Origin of the sequence: Streptomyces sp. NPDC053048 (assembly GCF_044547045.1) — a bacterium.
Taxonomy (GTDB): Bacteria; Actinomycetota; Actinomycetes; order Streptomycetales; family Streptomycetaceae; genus Streptomyces.
In genome coordinates, this window is sequence record NZ_JBITZS010000001.1 from 515,552 (window position 1) to 529,906 (window position 14,355).

Annotated in this window: 13 protein-coding genes; 6 read left to right on the top strand and 7 right to left on the bottom strand. The window is 71.8% G+C overall.

Annotation, left to right across the window (positions count from 1 at the left end; all coding sequences use genetic code 11):
- The first annotated feature begins 41 nt into the window (after window positions 1-41).
- Entirely contained in the window at window positions 42-713 is a 672-nt protein-coding gene (locus tag ACIG36_RS02565; protein ID WP_399920640.1) for a pirin family protein, read from the top strand.
- A gap of 109 nt (window positions 714-822) precedes the next feature.
- On the opposite strand, the gene ACIG36_RS02570 is transcribed toward ACIG36_RS02565, so the two are convergent.
- The gene (locus ACIG36_RS02570) at window positions 823-1,647 is read right to left on the bottom strand and encodes a serine hydrolase domain-containing protein (RefSeq protein ID WP_399920644.1); all 825 of its coding nucleotides are present in this window, start codon (window positions 1,645-1,647) and stop codon (window positions 823-825) included.
- 118 nt (window positions 1,648-1,765) lie between these two features.
- Here ACIG36_RS02570 and ACIG36_RS02575 point away from each other — a divergent pair, with 118 nt between their 5' ends.
- Entirely contained in the window at window positions 1,766-2,215 is a 450-nt protein-coding gene (locus tag ACIG36_RS02575; protein ID WP_399922151.1) for a MerR family transcriptional regulator, read from the top strand.
- A gap of 7 nt (window positions 2,216-2,222) precedes the next feature.
- Window positions 2,223-3,239, top strand: a complete 1,017-nt coding sequence (locus ACIG36_RS02580) for an aldo/keto reductase (protein WP_399920647.1) — start codon at window positions 2,223-2,225, stop codon at window positions 3,237-3,239.
- A 20-nt stretch (window positions 3,240-3,259) separates the two neighbouring features.
- On the opposite strand, the gene ACIG36_RS02585 is transcribed toward ACIG36_RS02580, so the two are convergent.
- The 5 genes from ACIG36_RS02585 to ACIG36_RS02605 form a co-directional block, all read right to left on the bottom strand.
- On the bottom strand, window positions 3,260-3,931 hold the full coding sequence (locus tag ACIG36_RS02585) for a response regulator (protein ID WP_399920650.1): 672 nt from the start codon (window positions 3,929-3,931) through the stop codon (window positions 3,260-3,262).
- Window positions 3,928-5,229, bottom strand: a complete 1,302-nt coding sequence (locus tag ACIG36_RS02590; RefSeq protein ID WP_399920653.1) for a sensor histidine kinase — start codon at window positions 5,227-5,229, stop codon at window positions 3,928-3,930. Before ACIG36_RS02590 ends, ACIG36_RS02585 begins: the two co-directional genes overlap by 4 nt.
- Before the next feature lie 114 nt (window positions 5,230-5,343).
- Complete coding sequence (locus ACIG36_RS02595) at window positions 5,344-6,204, bottom strand: DUF4429 domain-containing protein (RefSeq protein ID WP_399920656.1); 861 nt, start codon at window positions 6,202-6,204, stop codon at window positions 5,344-5,346.
- A gap of 56 nt (window positions 6,205-6,260) precedes the next feature.
- Window positions 6,261-7,505 (bottom strand): alpha/beta hydrolase, encoded by a 1,245-nt coding sequence (locus ACIG36_RS02600; RefSeq protein ID WP_399920659.1) that lies wholly within the window; start codon window positions 7,503-7,505, stop codon window positions 6,261-6,263.
- A 98-nt stretch (window positions 7,506-7,603) separates the two neighbouring features.
- Window positions 7,604-8,242, bottom strand: coding sequence for a TetR/AcrR family transcriptional regulator (locus ACIG36_RS02605; RefSeq protein WP_399920662.1), 639 nt, complete (start codon window positions 8,240-8,242; stop codon window positions 7,604-7,606).
- 113 nt (window positions 8,243-8,355) lie between these two features.
- Between ACIG36_RS02605 and ACIG36_RS02610 the strand changes: the two genes are divergently transcribed.
- Window positions 8,356-9,948, top strand: coding sequence for an MFS transporter (locus ACIG36_RS02610; protein ID WP_399920665.1), 1,593 nt, complete (start codon window positions 8,356-8,358; stop codon window positions 9,946-9,948).
- 188 nt (window positions 9,949-10,136) lie between these two features.
- Complete coding sequence (locus tag ACIG36_RS02615; RefSeq protein WP_399922154.1) at window positions 10,137-10,496, top strand: peptidase inhibitor family I36 protein; 360 nt, start codon at window positions 10,137-10,139, stop codon at window positions 10,494-10,496.
- Window positions 10,497-10,617: 121 nt separating this feature from the next.
- On the opposite strand, the gene aceE is transcribed toward ACIG36_RS02615, so the two are convergent.
- Complete coding sequence (aceE, locus tag ACIG36_RS02620) at window positions 10,618-13,350, bottom strand: pyruvate dehydrogenase (acetyl-transferring), homodimeric type (RefSeq protein ID WP_399920669.1); 2,733 nt, start codon at window positions 13,348-13,350, stop codon at window positions 10,618-10,620.
- Between the two features lie 492 nt (window positions 13,351-13,842).
- Between aceE and ACIG36_RS02625 the strand changes: the two genes are divergently transcribed.
- Window positions 13,843-14,271: a DUF3052 domain-containing protein gene (locus ACIG36_RS02625; RefSeq protein WP_399920671.1), complete on the top strand. Its 429-nt coding sequence runs from the start codon at window positions 13,843-13,845 to the stop codon at window positions 14,269-14,271.
- The last annotated feature ends 84 nt before the right edge of the window (window positions 14,272-14,355 follow it).

Sequence of the window (14,355 nt, forward strand, 5' to 3'; positions counted from 1 at the left end):
CCGGGCCCCTGCGGGGCGCTCCACGGGGCTACGGTGGGCCGATGATGTACGTGCAACGAGCGGCCGAGAGGTTCCGCGGCGGGGATCCGGCGGCCGGCATCGAGACCTGGCACGCCTTCTCGTTCTCGGGCTTCTACGACCCCGACAACGTGCGCTTCGGTCCGCTCGCCGCCTGCAACGAGGAGCGGCTGGCGGGTGGCGCCGGCTTCGAGGAGCACCTGCACCGGGATGTGGAGATCGTCACCTGGGTGGTGGAGGGCGAGCTCACCCACGAGGACTCCGCCGGGCACGTCGAAACGATTCGCCCCGGCGACGTCCAGCGGCTCGGCGCGGGCTCGGGCGTGCGGCACGTGGAGCGCAACGCCGGGTCCGCTCCGCTGCGGTTCGTCCAGATGTGGCTGACCCCGTCCGAATTCGACGGGGAGCCCGCGTACGAGGTGGTGCGCGGTATCGCCGACAACACGCCGTACGCGCTGGCGCGGGCGGAGGCGGTGCTGCACGTGCGGCGCCTGCGGGGTGCGGAGCGGACGGCGCTGCCGGATGCGCCGTGGTTGTACGTGCATGTGGTGCGGGGGGTTGTGCGGCTGGGTGGGGAGGTGCTGCGGGAGGGGGACGCGGCGCGGGTCCTGGACGCGCAGGGGCTGACCGCCGAGGCCATTGGTTCGGCCGAGCTGCTGGCGTGGGAGATGCATGCCGAGCCGCACTTCGGGTGAGGTCAGGGCTGTTTCCCCCACCCCGCTCCTTCCCGTAAGGCCTCAAGCGCCGGCCGGGCTGGTGTGCTCTGGCCTCAGGCGCCGCCGGCCGGGCTGCTGTGCTCTGGCCTCAAACGCCGGCCGGGCTGATTTCGGCTAGCACCGCGTCCGTCAGTGACGGCCAGGCCTCGATCGCCCAGGAGCCGAAGGGGCGGTCCGCCAGGGCGACGCAGGCCGCGCCCGCGTCCGGGTCCACCCACAGGAACGTGCCCGCCTGGCCGAAGTGGCCGTACGTGCGGGGCGAGGACGACGTGCCCGTCCAGTGCGGGGACTTGCCGTCGCGGATCTCGAAGCCCAGCCCCCAGTCGTTGGGGCGGTGGTGCCCGTAGCCGGGCAGTACGCCCGTCAGGCCGGGGAAGGCCACCGTCGTCGCCTCGTCCAGCGTCTCGCGCGACAGCAGCCGCGGTGCCTGCAGCTCGGCCGCGAAGCGCGCCAGGTCGTCCACCGTGGAGACGCCGTCCTTGGCGGGCGAGCCCGCCAGGTGCGTCGACGTCATGCCCAGCGGCTCCAGCACGGCCTCGCGCAGGTACTCGGCGAAGGGGATGTCCGTCGCCTTGGCGAGGTGGTCGCCCAGCTGCTCGAAGCCGGCGTTGGAGTACAGGCGGCGGGTGCCCGGCTCGGCCATCGAGCGGTGCTCGTCGAAGGCCAGGCCCGAGGTGTGCGCCAGCAGGTGGCGGACGGTGGATCCGGGCGGGCCCGCCGGCTCGTCCAGCTCGACCGCGCCCTCCTCGACGGCGATCAGCGCGGCGTACGCGGCCAGCGGCTTCGTCACGGACGCCAGCGCGAACCGGTGCCCGGTCGGGCCGTGCGTACCGGCAAGCGTGCCGTCGGCCCGTACGACGGCCGCCGCCGCGGTCTCCACCGGCCAGTTCTCGATCCTGCGCAGGCTCTCCATGGCCAGGAGCCTAACGCGCTTGTCGGATCACGCCGGATCCCGCTTGCTTCGAGTGCACTCCAACTCTCTAGCGTGGGAGACCACGCAGAGGTTGGCGAGGGGGAACGGCATGACAGTGATGGACAGCCGGCCGGTCGAGACGCCCGGGTGCCTGGAGCTCGACCGGCAGCGTCAGCGGCGGCCGGAGGGCCGGGAGCGCTACACGATCAGCGAGGTGGCCGAGTACGCGGGGCTGTCCGCGCACACCCTGCGCTGGTACGAGCGGATCGGCCTGATGCCGCACGTCGACCGCTCCCACACCGGACAGCGCCGCTACACCGACCGCGACCTCGACTGGCTGGACCTGGTGGGCCGGCTGCGGCTGACCGGGATGCCGGTGGCCGACATGGTCCGCTACGCGGAGCTCGTCCGCCAGGGCGACCACACCTTCCCCGAGCGGGAACGGCTGCTGAGCGCGCACCGCGAGGACGTACGGGCGCGCCTCGCCGAGCTGCGCAGCACGCTCGAGGTCCTCGACTACAAGATCGACATCTATGCCGACGCCCGCCGGGCGTCCGAAAGGGCATGACGGACACATGACCAACGACACGATCGCACGCGTCACCCTCGGCAACGACGGACCCGAGGTCGGCGTCCAGGGCCTGGGCTGCATGGGCATGAGCTTCGCCTACGGCCCCACCGACGAGGCCGAGGCCAGGGCGACGCTGGAGCGGGCGCTGGAACTGGGCGTCACGCTCTTCGACACCGCCGACATGTACGGCAACGGCGAGAACGAGAAGTTCCTCGCGCCTTTCGTACAGGCCCACCGCGAACAGGTGGTGCTCGCCACCAAGTTCGCGATCGACGCCAACCCCGACAACCCCGCGGACCGCGTCATCCGCAACGACCGCCCGTACCTGCGCAAGGCGATCGAGGGCAGCCTGCGGCGGCTGGGCGTCGACGAGATCGACCTGTACTACATGCACCGCCGCGACCCCGCCGTCCCGATCGAGGAGTCGGTCGGCGCCATGGCCGAGCTCGTCGCCGAGGGCAAGGTCAGGCACCTGGGCCTGAGCGAGGTCACCGGCAACGAGCTGCGCGAGGCGCACGCCGTGCACCCGATCGCCGCCGTGCAGTCGGAGTGGTCGCTGTTCAGCCGGGACATCGAGGCGGGCGTCGTGCCGGCGGCCCGCGAGCTGGGAGTGGCCCTGGTGCCCTACTCGCCGCTCGGCCGCGGCTTCCTGACGGGCACGTTCACCGACGCCGTCAAGGAGCTGTCGAGCAACGACTGGCGCCGGACCCTGCCGCGCTTCAGCGGCGACAACGCCGAGGCCAACGCGGCTCTGCTCGCGCCGGTGCGGGCCATCGCCGAGGCGCGCGGCATCTCCCTCGGCCAGGTCGCCCTGGCCTGGGCCCAGCAGCGGGCGGCCGTCCACGGCCTGACGGTCGTTCCGATCCCCGGCACCCGGCGCCGCTCCCGCCTGGAGGAGAACACCGCGGCCACCCGCATCGAGCTGACGGCCGGTGAACTCGCCTCCCTCGAGCCGGTCGCGGGCAAGGTGGCCGGCGACCGCTACCCGGACATGGCCTTCACCTCGGCCGGCCGCGAGTAGCCCGCGGGCGGCGCGGGCGGTCAGTCGCCAGGGGTCACCAGACCGGACTCGTAGGCGAAGATGACCGCCTGCGCCCGGTCGCGCAGGCTCAGCTTCGCCAGGACCCGGCCGATGTGGGTCTTGACCGTCTGCTCGGCCAGCACCAGCCGCGCCGCGATCTCCTGGTTCGACAGCCCCCGGGCGATCAGCTCCAGCACCTCCGTCTCCCGGGGCGTCAGCCCGTTCAGCCGCACCGACCGCCTGCGCCGCGGCGCGGGCCGCGCGGCGAAGTCGGCGATCAGCCGGCGGGTGACGGAGGGGGCCAGCAGTGCCTCGCCCGCCGCCACCACCCGCACCGCCGAGATCAGGTCGGCGGGCGGGGCGTCCTTGAGCAGGAAGCCGGACGCGCCCGCGCGCAGGGCCTCGTAGACGTAGTCGTCGACGTCGAACGTCGTCAGCATCAGCACCTTGGGCCGGTGCGTCACCCCGGCGGGCGGTTCCAGGATCCGCCGGGCCGCCTCCAGGCCGTCCATCTCCGGCATGCGGACGTCCATCAGCACCACGTCCGGATGGGCGCGGCGGCTCAGCTCCACCCCCTGCCGGCCGTCCGCGGCGTCGCCGACGACGTCGATGTCGCTCTGCGCGGCCAGCAGCGCGGCGAAGCCCGCCCGCACCATGGCCTGGTCGTCGACGATGATCACCTTGATGGTCATGCGGTGGGGGATTCCTCTTCTGTCTCGGTACCGAACGGGAGCCTGGCCGCCACCCGGAAGCCGCCGTCCGGCAGCGGGCCGGTGTCGAGTGTGCCGCCGACCAGGCGCACCCGCTCCCGCATGCCCACCAGGCCGTGGCCCGTGCCGCCGGTCTCCAGCGGCGGCGCGTCGCCGTCCGGCGCGGGGGCGTTGACCACCAGGACCATCAGGCTCCCGCCCTCGTCGTCCACGGACACCGACACCCGGGTGGCCGCGCCCGGGGCGTGCCGGACGACATTGGCCAGCGCCTCCTGCGTGATGCGGTACGCGGACAGGTCCACGGTCTGCGGCAGCGCCCCGGGCAGCGGATCCGGCATCGACAGCTCCACCGGCAGCCCGGACCGCACCGTCGCCTCGACCAGTTGGGGGATCCGCGCGACGCCCGGCTGCGGTGCCCGCCCGTCGGCCTCCGCCGCGCCGGAGGGCTCGGCGCTGCGCAGCACGCCCAGCAGCCGGCGCATCTCGGTCAGCGACTCCCGTGCGGTGGCGGCGATCGTGCCGAACTCCTCGCGCGCCTCCTCGGGCAGCCCGGCGATGCGGTACGGGGCGCTGTCGGCCTGCACGGTGATCACGGACATGTGGTGGGCGACCACGTCGTGCAGCTCGCGGGCGATGCGGGTGCGCTCCTCCAGCAGGGTGCGGCGAGCCCGTTCGGCCTCGCTGATGGTCTCCTGCTCGGCCAGCGCCCGCTGGGCCGTGCTGCTCTTGCGCAGCGCGCCGCCCAGCAGCATCAGCATGCCGCCGAGGACGACCGGCAGCACCCACGTACCGGTGCCACCGCGCGGGGAGACGACCGATTCGAGGACGGCGCCGGCTCCTGTGACCAGCCCCCAGACGGCGACGGAGGTCCGCGGGCGCTCGCGCAGGCCGACCGCGAACATCAGCAGCAGCAGGCCGATGATCACCGGCGGCGACCACGGCCAGGCGATGCCGCCCGGCAGCTCCGGCCGCGGCGGCGTCGCCATCGCGCACGCCACGTCGGCCCAGAACGCGATCGCCCAGGCCAGCAGCGGCCTGCGCACGGCGACCAGCAGCGGCACGGTCTGCGCGACGGCGAACGCCAGGGCGAGCGCGGTGTTCATCCCGTACTCGCGGAAGAGCAACGACGCGGTGACGGGCAGCAGGATGACGACGAACAGGAACGCGACCCCGTACGGCAGCCGCCGCACGAAGACGCGCCCGGACCGGCCGAGCAGTGGCTCCGGCGGTCCGGCGGGCGTGAAGAGATCGCGTACGAAGGCGAGGGGCGTGTGGCGCATGGCCCGTCCAGCCTAGGTCCGCCCCGGGACCGGGGCGTCACCCCAGGGTGCCGTTTCCGCGGGTCATACCGGGGTATCACAGACCGTCCCGCGCCGTGCCGGGGACGGTGCGCCCTACAGCTCCGCCAGCAGCTCGGCCTTCTTCGCGCTGAACTCGTCGTCCGTCAGCAGCCCGGCGTCGTGCAGCTCGCCGAGGTGGCGGATGCGTTCGGCGATCCCGCCCGGGTCGGGCCGGGCGGCGGGCACCGAAACGACGGGCGGGGCGGGCGCCTTGGCCCGTACGGCCGCCAGGACCGCGGCCGCGAACGGCAGCGACTCGTGGACGAGGCCGTAGCCGGTGCCGAAGACGACGGCCGCCGGGTCCTGGTCGGCGGCGCCCGGCCGGGTGCCGTGGCCGTCGCGGCGGACGAGCCGCAGATGGCCGCCGGGGGCGTCGGGGGAGCGCCAGTGGACGCCGGTCAGCTCGTCGACGGCGAAACGCTGGTCGCCCGCCCGCCACTTGGCGGAGGAGGCGCCGGTCCTGAACCAGCGGAAGGAGACGGCCCGGCCGTCGAAGGACGCCTTGCCGTCGTAGGCCTTGAAGGACGGCGGCGGCACCGGGGCCGCCACCAGATGACGCTCGGCCGGCTCGCCGGCGGCGGGGCCGAGCTCGGCCCGTATCCGCTCGGCGTAGTACTCGGCGAGCAGTTCGCGCTCGGCCGGCAGGACCAGCCGGTAGGGGTCGCTGCCCTCCCTGAGCTGGCCGTCGGCCGCCTCGACCAGCGGGTCGGCGCCGGGTCTGGGCACGGCGCGCAGCACCACCGTCCCATGCCTTCCCTGGGCCTGTTCGACGGCCGAGAGCGCTTCGTAGGGGATGCGCCGCTCGCCGAGCACCTGGAGCAGCTTCGGTGTGCGGATCCCCCGTTCGAAGCGGATGAGCACGGAGTCGGTGTCGAACTCCCAGACGGTGTGGAAACCGGCCAGCACATCACCCATGCCGCTCATCGTAAGCGGCGCCCGTCCGCCCGTCCCCCCTCCCGGCGCTACGCGCGTCACGCGACGGGGACGGAACGCCCCTGGTCCAGACCGGCTGTGCAGTCACTGGTGTCACCCGCGCACCGGAGGGAGCCGGCCGCGCCCACGCCGATGCCGGCGAAGTTGGCGAGGCTGGTGGTGCCGGGTTCGAAGTAGCCGGTGTGGCCACGGGCACCGGAGGCGGACAGCACCCGGGCGCCGAAGCCCGCGGAGACCGGGTCGGCGCCGTGGCCGAGGCCGCCGACCTCCATGTGGGGCACGCCCTGAATCCAGTCGTCCGGGTCGCGCATGGCCCAGACGCGGGCGCTGGTGCGCAGGTCGGAGACGTGCTCGGCGCGCATGCCGGGGCTGCCGGCCACCGCCACGTCCGTGACGCGCGGGGAGAGTTCCCGGGCGGCCACGCCGCACACCACCGAGCCGTAGCTGTGGCAGAACAGCGAGACGCGGGAGTCGCCGGGCAGGGTGCGCACCAGCTTGCGCAGGCGCAGCGCGCCCTCGGCGGCGAGCTTGCCGGTCGCGGCGTCGATGCCGACGCCGACGGGCGAGGTGTAGTCGGCCCAGGCGATGACGGCCGTTCTGGTGCCGGGTCCGGCCTTCCCCTCGGCGGCGTAGAGGGAACGGGCCATGCCCACCGGCGCGCTGTAGGCGCGCTGGGAGCGCTCGAAGGTCAGGACGTTGGTGTCGACGCCCGGGACCACCACCGAGACGCGCTCGGCGCGGTCGAGGTCGCCGAAGACCTCCGCGACGCGCCCGGCGCCGCTCGCGTCGAAGGCCAGGATCTGGCGGCCGTCGGCCAGCAGCGAGGCGAAGCGGTGCATCCGGCGGCCGGCCTCGAAGCGGCCGGCGGGGGTGAGCCCGCTGTCGTGGGTGCGGTGCTCCTCGGTCCTGCGGGCCTTGGCGAGGGCGATCCGGTTGGCCTGGTAGCGCAGCTCGACGGGGGCGCCGGCGAGGTTGCCGACGACCAGGGGGTAGTGCTCGGCGAGCCGTTCGCGCTGGGCGCCGGTGAGGGAGGTGAAGAAGCGCGTCACGGTCGTGGCGTCCGCGGTGGGGGAGGGGAGCGGCCGGCCGCCTATGGAGCCGTGCCGCCATTCCTTGAGCGAGGCCGCGCGTGGGTCGGCGCCCGCCGCGTGGCTTCTGACCGCCGTCCAGCCGGTCGTGGCGAGCATGACGAAGACCACCGCCAGCGCGAGCAGCGCACGCCAGACCGTGGTCGCGTTCGTCCAGGGGATGGAGGAGGAGTCGAGCTCCGGGAAGGAAGTCACCGCGGACCACACTAGGAGAAATCCGCTTGCGCCCGCGAAGTCGGTGAGCTATCTCACGTTTGAATCCCCGGCAATTGGGCGCACTCGAAGCCTTCCGATCAAGAACGCCAGTTTTCGGCCAGGGCCGGGCCGATCCAGTCCAGATAGGCCGCGGTGGTCCGCCGGAGGTCCTGCAGGTCGCCGCCCTCGGCGTCGGCCCAGAGCTTGCTGGTCTCCCGCATCACCCCGCTGAACGCCGCGACCAGGATGCGCGGCCGCGGGTCCTCGGCCGGCAGCCCCTCCCGGTGGGCGATCTCCAGCGCGAGCCGGTCCTCCAACTCGGCGAGCCGGCGCAGATGGGCGGCCAGCAGCTGCGGTGTCGACTGGATCATCCGGTACGTGCGCACGTACAGCTCCAGCGGGACCACCGACTGGACGGCCTCCTCGGTGGTGTCCCAGGAGGCGAGGACCGCGGTGCGCAGCGCGGTGAGCGGCGGCTCGGCGGCCGGGCGCGCGCGGACGGCGGCGAAGAAGTGCGACTCGGCCATCTCCTGGACGGCGAGGGCGGCCTCCTCCTTGCCGGCGAAGTAGCGGAAGAAGGTGCGCTGCGAGACGTCCGCGGCGGCGGCGATCTCGTCGACGGTCGTGCCCTCGTAGCCCTTGAGGGCGAACAGCTCCAGGGCCGACCTGATCAGTGCGTCCCGTGTCCGCCGCTTCTTGCGCTCACGCAGTCCGCCGGCGTCCTCGGTCGCGTGCATCGTTGCCTCTTCTCGCCGTGTTTGCGCTGCTCAGGATAGCTGTGGGCAAAGTGACAGATCATGACGATCGAAGTCGATGGTCAAGTGTCAGTGACTGACATAATCTCGGACGCATGACTCGGACCACCGTCACCGAGGCGACATCGGACCTCGGGCCCGGCAGCACAGGACTCCGGGGCCATCCCTGGCTGACCCTGATATCCGTCGCGATCGGCGTGATGATGGTCGCGCTCGACGGCACCATCGTCGCGATCGCCAATCCCGCCATACAGAAGGACCTCGGCGCCTCGCTCGCCGACGTCCAGTGGATCACCAACGCCTATCTCCTCGCCCTCGCCGTGGCGCTGATCACCGCCGGCAAGCTCGGTGACCGCTTCGGGCACCGGCTGATCTTCCTTATCGGTACCACCGGATTCGCCCTGTCCTCCGGGCTCATCGCCCTGTCGGGCAGCGTGTCGGCGGTCGTCGCCTTCCGGGTGCTGCAGGGCCTGTGCGGGGCGCTGCTGATGCCGGCCGCGCTCGCGCTGCTGCGCGCCACCTTCCCCGCCGAACGGCTCAACATGGCCATCGGCCTGTGGGGCATGGTCATCGGTGCCTCCACCGCGGGCGGGCCGATCGTCGGCGGGCTGCTGGTCGAGCACGTCAACTGGCAGTCCGTGTTCTTCATCAACGTGCCGGTGGGCGCGGCCGCGCTCGCGCTCGGCGCGGTCATCCTCAAGGACCACCGGCCCGAGCGCCGGCCCGGGTCGTTCGACGTGCCGGGCATCCTGCTGCTGTCCGGCGCGATGTTCTGCGTGGTCTGGGCGCTGATCAAGGCGACCGACTGGTCCTGGGGCGATGCCCGGACGCTGGGCTTCCTGGGCGCGTCCGCCGTGTGCTTCGTGCTGTTCACCGCCTGGCAGGCCAGGGCCCGCGAGCCGCTGCTGCCGCTGGGCCTCTTCCGGTCCGTACCGCTGTCGGCCGGCACGGTCCTGATGCTGCTGATGGCGTTCGCCTTCATGGGCGGCGTCTTCTTCGTCACCTTCTACCTGCAGAACGTCCACGGCATGACGCCCGTGAACAGCGGCCTGCACCTGCTGCCGCTGACCGGCGTGATGATCGTGGCCGCGCCGCTCGCGGGCGCCGTCATCACCAAGGCCGGCCCGCGCGTGCCGCTGGTCGTCGGCATGCTCTGCACGGCCGCCGCCTGCTTCGGGATGGCCACCCTCGAGCCCGGCACCGGCACGCTCACCATGTCGGTGTGGTTCGCGCTGCTGGGCCTCGGCCTGTCCCCGGTCATGGTCGGTGCCACGGACGTCATCGTCGGCAACGCCCCGCTGGAGCACGCGGGCGTGGCCGGCGGCCTCCAGCAGGCCGCCATGCAGGTGGGCGGCTCGCTCGGCACCGCGGTGCTGGGAGCGGTCGTCGCCACGCGGGTGGACAACCTGCTGCCGGAGAAATGGGCGGAGGCCGGGCTGCCACCGGCGCGTCCGGAGGAGTTCTCGCGCGCCGCCGACGCCGTCCAGGTCGGCGTCGCCCCGGTGCCGCCGGGCACGCCGCCGGAGGTTGCGGCGCGGATTTCGGCCGTCGCGCATGACACGTTCGTGGCAGGAATGAACGTTGCCTTCACCGTCGCCGGGTGTGTGGCGGTGTCCGCGGCGCTCGTGGCCCTCTTCACCAAGCGGGGCGAGAACGCCGGTGCCGGCGTGGGTGCCGGCCACATCTGAGGCACGGGCCGCGGGCGACGGGCGGGCGGCCGGCGGGGGCGGCGGTACCTCGGTACCAGCCCCACCGTCGGCCGTCTTCCCCTATCAGGGCATGGCCTGCCCGGCGGCCTTGGCAGCGCTGATCACCGCTCGCAAGACTCCTGTCCGTCCGGACACCGGACCATCGACAGGGGGAGGAACCCATGCGTATGCGCATCCGCTTTGTGGCCGTGACTGCCGTGGCCGCTGCGCTCGGCCTCGTGGGCGCGCCGGCCGCCGGCGCGAAGCCGGCGAAGGCCTGCGCCGCCGGGCAGCTGTGCCTGTGGCCGAAGACGGAATTCCGCGGTGAGCGCCATGCCAGTGAGCTGGCGGGCATCGACATCGAGAGCTGCACGGCGCTGCCGGACGGGGTGACGGCGGCCTCACTGGCCAACCGGACGGGCAGGCCCGTCACCACGTACCAGAGCGCCACGTGCGCCGAGACCGGCGAGTTCGACACGTACCCGTCGGGGAGCTGGGTACCCGAGTCTCCCTACGTGGTGCGGGCGTACAAGGTGTGGGAGCGCTGACGTCCGTTGACGTCTGCGGGCCGTTTGTGCCCACCCGTTCCGCCCTGCGGAACGACTGCCCACAAACGGCGATGGCCCCGCCCCCGCCTCTGAGAGGCGGGGGCGGGGCCATCGTGGCTGATCAGGCGTCGCCGCCCGCGGCACCGGGGTCGGCCGCGGCCACGTCCAGGAGCTGGTAGCGGTCGATGGCCTGCTTCAGGGCGGAGCGGTCGACCTTGCCCTCCTTGGCGAGCTCGGTGAGCACCGCCAGGACGATCGACTGCGCGTCGATGTGGAAGAAGCGACGGGCCGCGCCACGCGTGTCCGCGAAGCCGAAGCCGTCCGCACCCAGCGACTGGTACGTGCCCGGCACCCAGCGCGAGATCTGGTCCGGAACCGCGCGCATCCAGTCGGACACGGCGACCTTCGGGCCCTCGGCGCCGGCGAGCTTGCTCGTCACGTACGGGACGCGCTGGTCCTCCTCCGGGTGCAGGAGGTTGTGCTCCTCCACCGCGATGGCGTCACGGCGCAGCTCGTTCCAGGAGGTCGCCGACCAGACGTCCGCCTTGACGTTCCACTCCTCGGCGAGGATCTTCTGAGCCTCGAGCGCCCACGGCACGGCCACACCGGAGGCCAGGATCTGCGCCGGGATGGCGCCCGCCTCGCCCTGCTTGAAGCGGTACAGACCCTTGAGGATGCCCTCGGCGTCCACGTTCTCCGGCTCGGCCGGGTGCACGATCGGCTCGTTGTAGACGGTGAGGTAGTAGAAGATGTCCTCTGCGTTCTCGCCGTACATGCGGCGCAGACCGTCCTGGACGATGTGCGCGATCTCGTAGCCGAACGCCGGGTCGTAGGAGACGACGCCGGGGTTGGTCGAGGCCAGCAGGTGCGAGTGGCCGTCGGCGTGCTGCAGGCCCTCACCGGTCAGGGTCGTACGACCCGCCGTGGCGCCGAGGACGAAGCCGCGGGCCAGCTGGTCGGCCATCTGCCAGAACTGGTCGCCGGTGCGCTGGAACCCGAACATCGAGTAGAAGACGTAGATCGGGATCAGCGGCTCGCCGTGCGTGGCGTAGGCGGAGCCGGCGGCGATCAGCGAGGCGGTGCAGCCCGCCTCGGAGATGCCGTCGTGCAGCATCTGGCCGGTCGGGGACTCCTTGTAGGCGAGCAGCAGCTCGCGGTCCACGGCCTCGTACTGCTGGCCCATCGGGTTGTAGATCTTCGCCGACGGGAAGAACGCGTCCATGCCGAAGGTGCGGTACTCGTCGGGGGCGATCGGCACGAAGCGCTTGCCGATCTCCTTGTCCCGCATGAGGTCCTTCAGGATGCGGACGAACGCCATGGTGGTGGCGATCGACTGCTGGCCGGAGCCCTTCTTGGCGGCCGCGTAGACCTTGTCGCCCGGCAGCGTCAGCGGCTTGGAGCGGTCCACACGGGTCGGTACGTAGCCGCCCAGCGCCTTGCGCCGGTCGTGCATGTACTGGATCTCCTCCGAGTCGCGACCCGGGTGGTAGTACGGCGGCAGGCCGGACTCCAGCTCCTTGTCGGCGATCGGGATGTGCAGCCGGTCACGGAAGCGCTTGAGGTCCTCGACCGTGAGCTTCTTCATCTGGTGGGTCGCGTTGCGGCCCTCGAAGTTCGGGCCGAGCGTCCAGCCCTTGACCGTCTGGGCCAGGATCACGGTCGGCTGGCCCTTGTGGGCCTTGGCCGCCGCGTAGGCCGCGAAGATCTTGCGGTGGTCGTGGCCGCCACGGCCCAGGTGCAGGATCTGGTCGTCGGTCATGCCCTCGACCATCTTGCGGAGACGGTGGTCGTCGCCGAAGAAGTGCTCGCGGATGTACGAACCGGTCTCGGTGGCGTACGTCTGGAACTGGCCGTCGGGGGTGCTGTTGAGCTTGTTGACCAGGATGCCGTCCCGGTCCTGGGCCAGCAGCGGGTCCCAGGAGCGGTCCCACACCAGCTTGATCACGTTCCAGCCGGCGCCGCGGAACTGCGACTCCAGCTCCTGCATGATCTTGCCGTTGCCGCGCACCGGGCCGTCGAGGCGCTGCAGGTTGCAGTTGACGACGAAGGTGAGGTTGTCCAGGCCCTCGCGAGCGGCCAGGGACAGCTGGCCGAGCGACTCCGGCTCGTCCATCTCGCCGTCGCCCAGGAACGCCCAAACGTGGGACTTGGAGGTGTCGGCGATGCCGCGCGCCTCCATGTAGCGGTTCATCCGCGCCTGGTAGATCGCGCCGAGCGGGCCGAGGCCCATCGAGACGGTCGGGAACTCCCAGAAGTCCGGCATCAGCCGCGGGTGCGGGTAGCTGGACAGGCCGTAGGGGGCCTTGGACTTCTCCTGGCGGAAGGCGTCCAGCTGCTGCTCGGACAGTCGGTCCAGCAGGAACGCGCGGGCGTAGACGCCCGGCGAGGCGTGGCCCTGGAAGAAGATCTGGTCGCCGCCGTCGCCCTCGTCCTTGCCGCGGAAGAAGTGGTTGAAGCCCACGTCGTACAGCGAGGCCGAGGAGGCGAAGGTGGCGATGTGGCCGCCGACGCCGATACCCGGGCGCTGCGCGCGGGAGACCATGACGGCCGCGTTCCACCGGGTCGCGTTCAGGACCTTGCGCTCGATCTCCTCGTTGCCGGGGAAGAACGGCTCGTCCTTGGTCGCGATGGTGTTGACGTAGTCCGTGCTGCGCATCTCGGGCACGGCGACGCGCTTCTCGCGCGCCCGCTCGATCAGGCGAAGCATGAGGTAGCGGGCACGTTCCCGGCCTCGCTCATCGACGGCTGCGTCGAGCGAGTCGAGCCATTCCTGGGTCTCTTCGGGATCGAAGTCCGGGACCTGGCTGGGAAGGCCGCCAATGATGATCGGGTTGCGATCGGATCCGGAAGCCACGCTGTTCCTTCGCTGTTCGGGGCGTGTCGTGCTCGGCACGCGGGTCATGCTGCGCACCCGCCCTGGGCACTGGGTCAAATACTTCTCTGCTTTTATGTCGCGCCGGCTCCCATCGTGGACCGCGGCGGCGGAAACGTCATCTCTACTGGGCGGTAACCACCACTCGCGAGACGAAGCGTCGAAGGTTGGTCGCCTGGGGCGGCCAAATCGCAACCTTACGCCCCCGCGAGAGGTCCTCCGCGTACGGCCGTTCGGGCGCGATCGCCGTAATCGCACGGAGTAACTTCGCAAACCCGGCGGAACGCTGTGGCGTGAATCACTCGCGCCTGCTGCCTCATGGTTGGAGTTGCCATGAGACGTCCGCGTCCGTCAACGTTTCGGCGGTGCCGTGGGTCGGGTACTTGCGCGATCGGTCCGGCACGTGTGGACTACGCCCATCGTTTCGCGTACACGCGGAGCGCAACTTCTTCGAAGAATGACAGGAGGAAATCCGTGAGCGCGACCGCGGACCACGCGGAGGAGCGGACCAATCCGGCCGGAAGGCTGGGTTTCGAGCCCGGACAGGTGGTCCAGGAGATCGGCTACGACGACGACGTCGATCATGATCTCCGTGAAGGTATCGAGTCCCTCATCGGCCAGGATCTCGTCGACGAGGAATACGACGACGTGGCCGACGTCGTCCTGCTGTGGTTCCGGGATGAGGACGGCGACCTCACGGACGCGCTGGTGGATGCCATCGGTCTGCTCGACGAGGGCGGCGACATCTGGCTGCTGACCCCGAAGACGGGCCGTGACGGCTACATCGAGCCGAGTGACATCCAGGACGCCGCGCAGACCGCCGGGCTCTCCCAGACCAAGAGCATCAGCGTGGCCAAGGACTGGAGCGGCACGCGCCTGAGCGCGCCCAAGTCCAAGCGCTAGCCCTCGCTCGTTCCCGGCTGCCGCGCCGCCACGGCGCCGCACCCGGGCCCCTCCGCACCCCCGGCGACCCCCGGTCACCGGGGG

Excerpts from the sequence above, each read along its gene's own strand:
- ACIG36_RS02570 (WP_399920644.1), bottom strand. The coding sequence starts at position 1,647 with ATGGAGAGCCTGCGCAGGATCGAGAACTGGCCGGTGGAGACCGCGGCG.
- ACIG36_RS02610 (WP_399920665.1), top strand. The coding sequence starts at position 8,356 with ATGACTCGGACCACCGTCACCGAGGCGACATCGGACCTCGGGCCCGGC.
- ACIG36_RS02565 (WP_399920640.1), top strand. The coding sequence starts at position 42 with ATGATGTACGTGCAACGAGCGGCCGAGAGGTTCCGCGGCGGGGATCCG.
- ACIG36_RS02605 (WP_399920662.1), bottom strand. The coding sequence starts at position 8,242 with ATGCACGCGACCGAGGACGCCGGCGGACTGCGTGAGCGCAAGAAGCGG.
- ACIG36_RS02615 (WP_399922154.1), top strand. The coding sequence starts at position 10,137 with ATGCGCATCCGCTTTGTGGCCGTGACTGCCGTGGCCGCTGCGCTCGGC.
- ACIG36_RS02590 (WP_399920653.1), bottom strand. The coding sequence starts at position 5,229 with ATGCGCCACACGCCCCTCGCCTTCGTACGCGATCTCTTCACGCCCGCC.
- ACIG36_RS02595 (WP_399920656.1), bottom strand. The coding sequence starts at position 6,204 with ATGGGTGATGTGCTGGCCGGTTTCCACACCGTCTGGGAGTTCGACACC.
- ACIG36_RS02575 (WP_399922151.1), top strand. The coding sequence starts at position 1,766 with ATGGACAGCCGGCCGGTCGAGACGCCCGGGTGCCTGGAGCTCGACCGG.
- ACIG36_RS02580 (WP_399920647.1), top strand. The coding sequence starts at position 2,223 with ATGACCAACGACACGATCGCACGCGTCACCCTCGGCAACGACGGACCC.
- ACIG36_RS02585 (WP_399920650.1), bottom strand. The coding sequence starts at position 3,931 with ATGACCATCAAGGTGATCATCGTCGACGACCAGGCCATGGTGCGGGCG.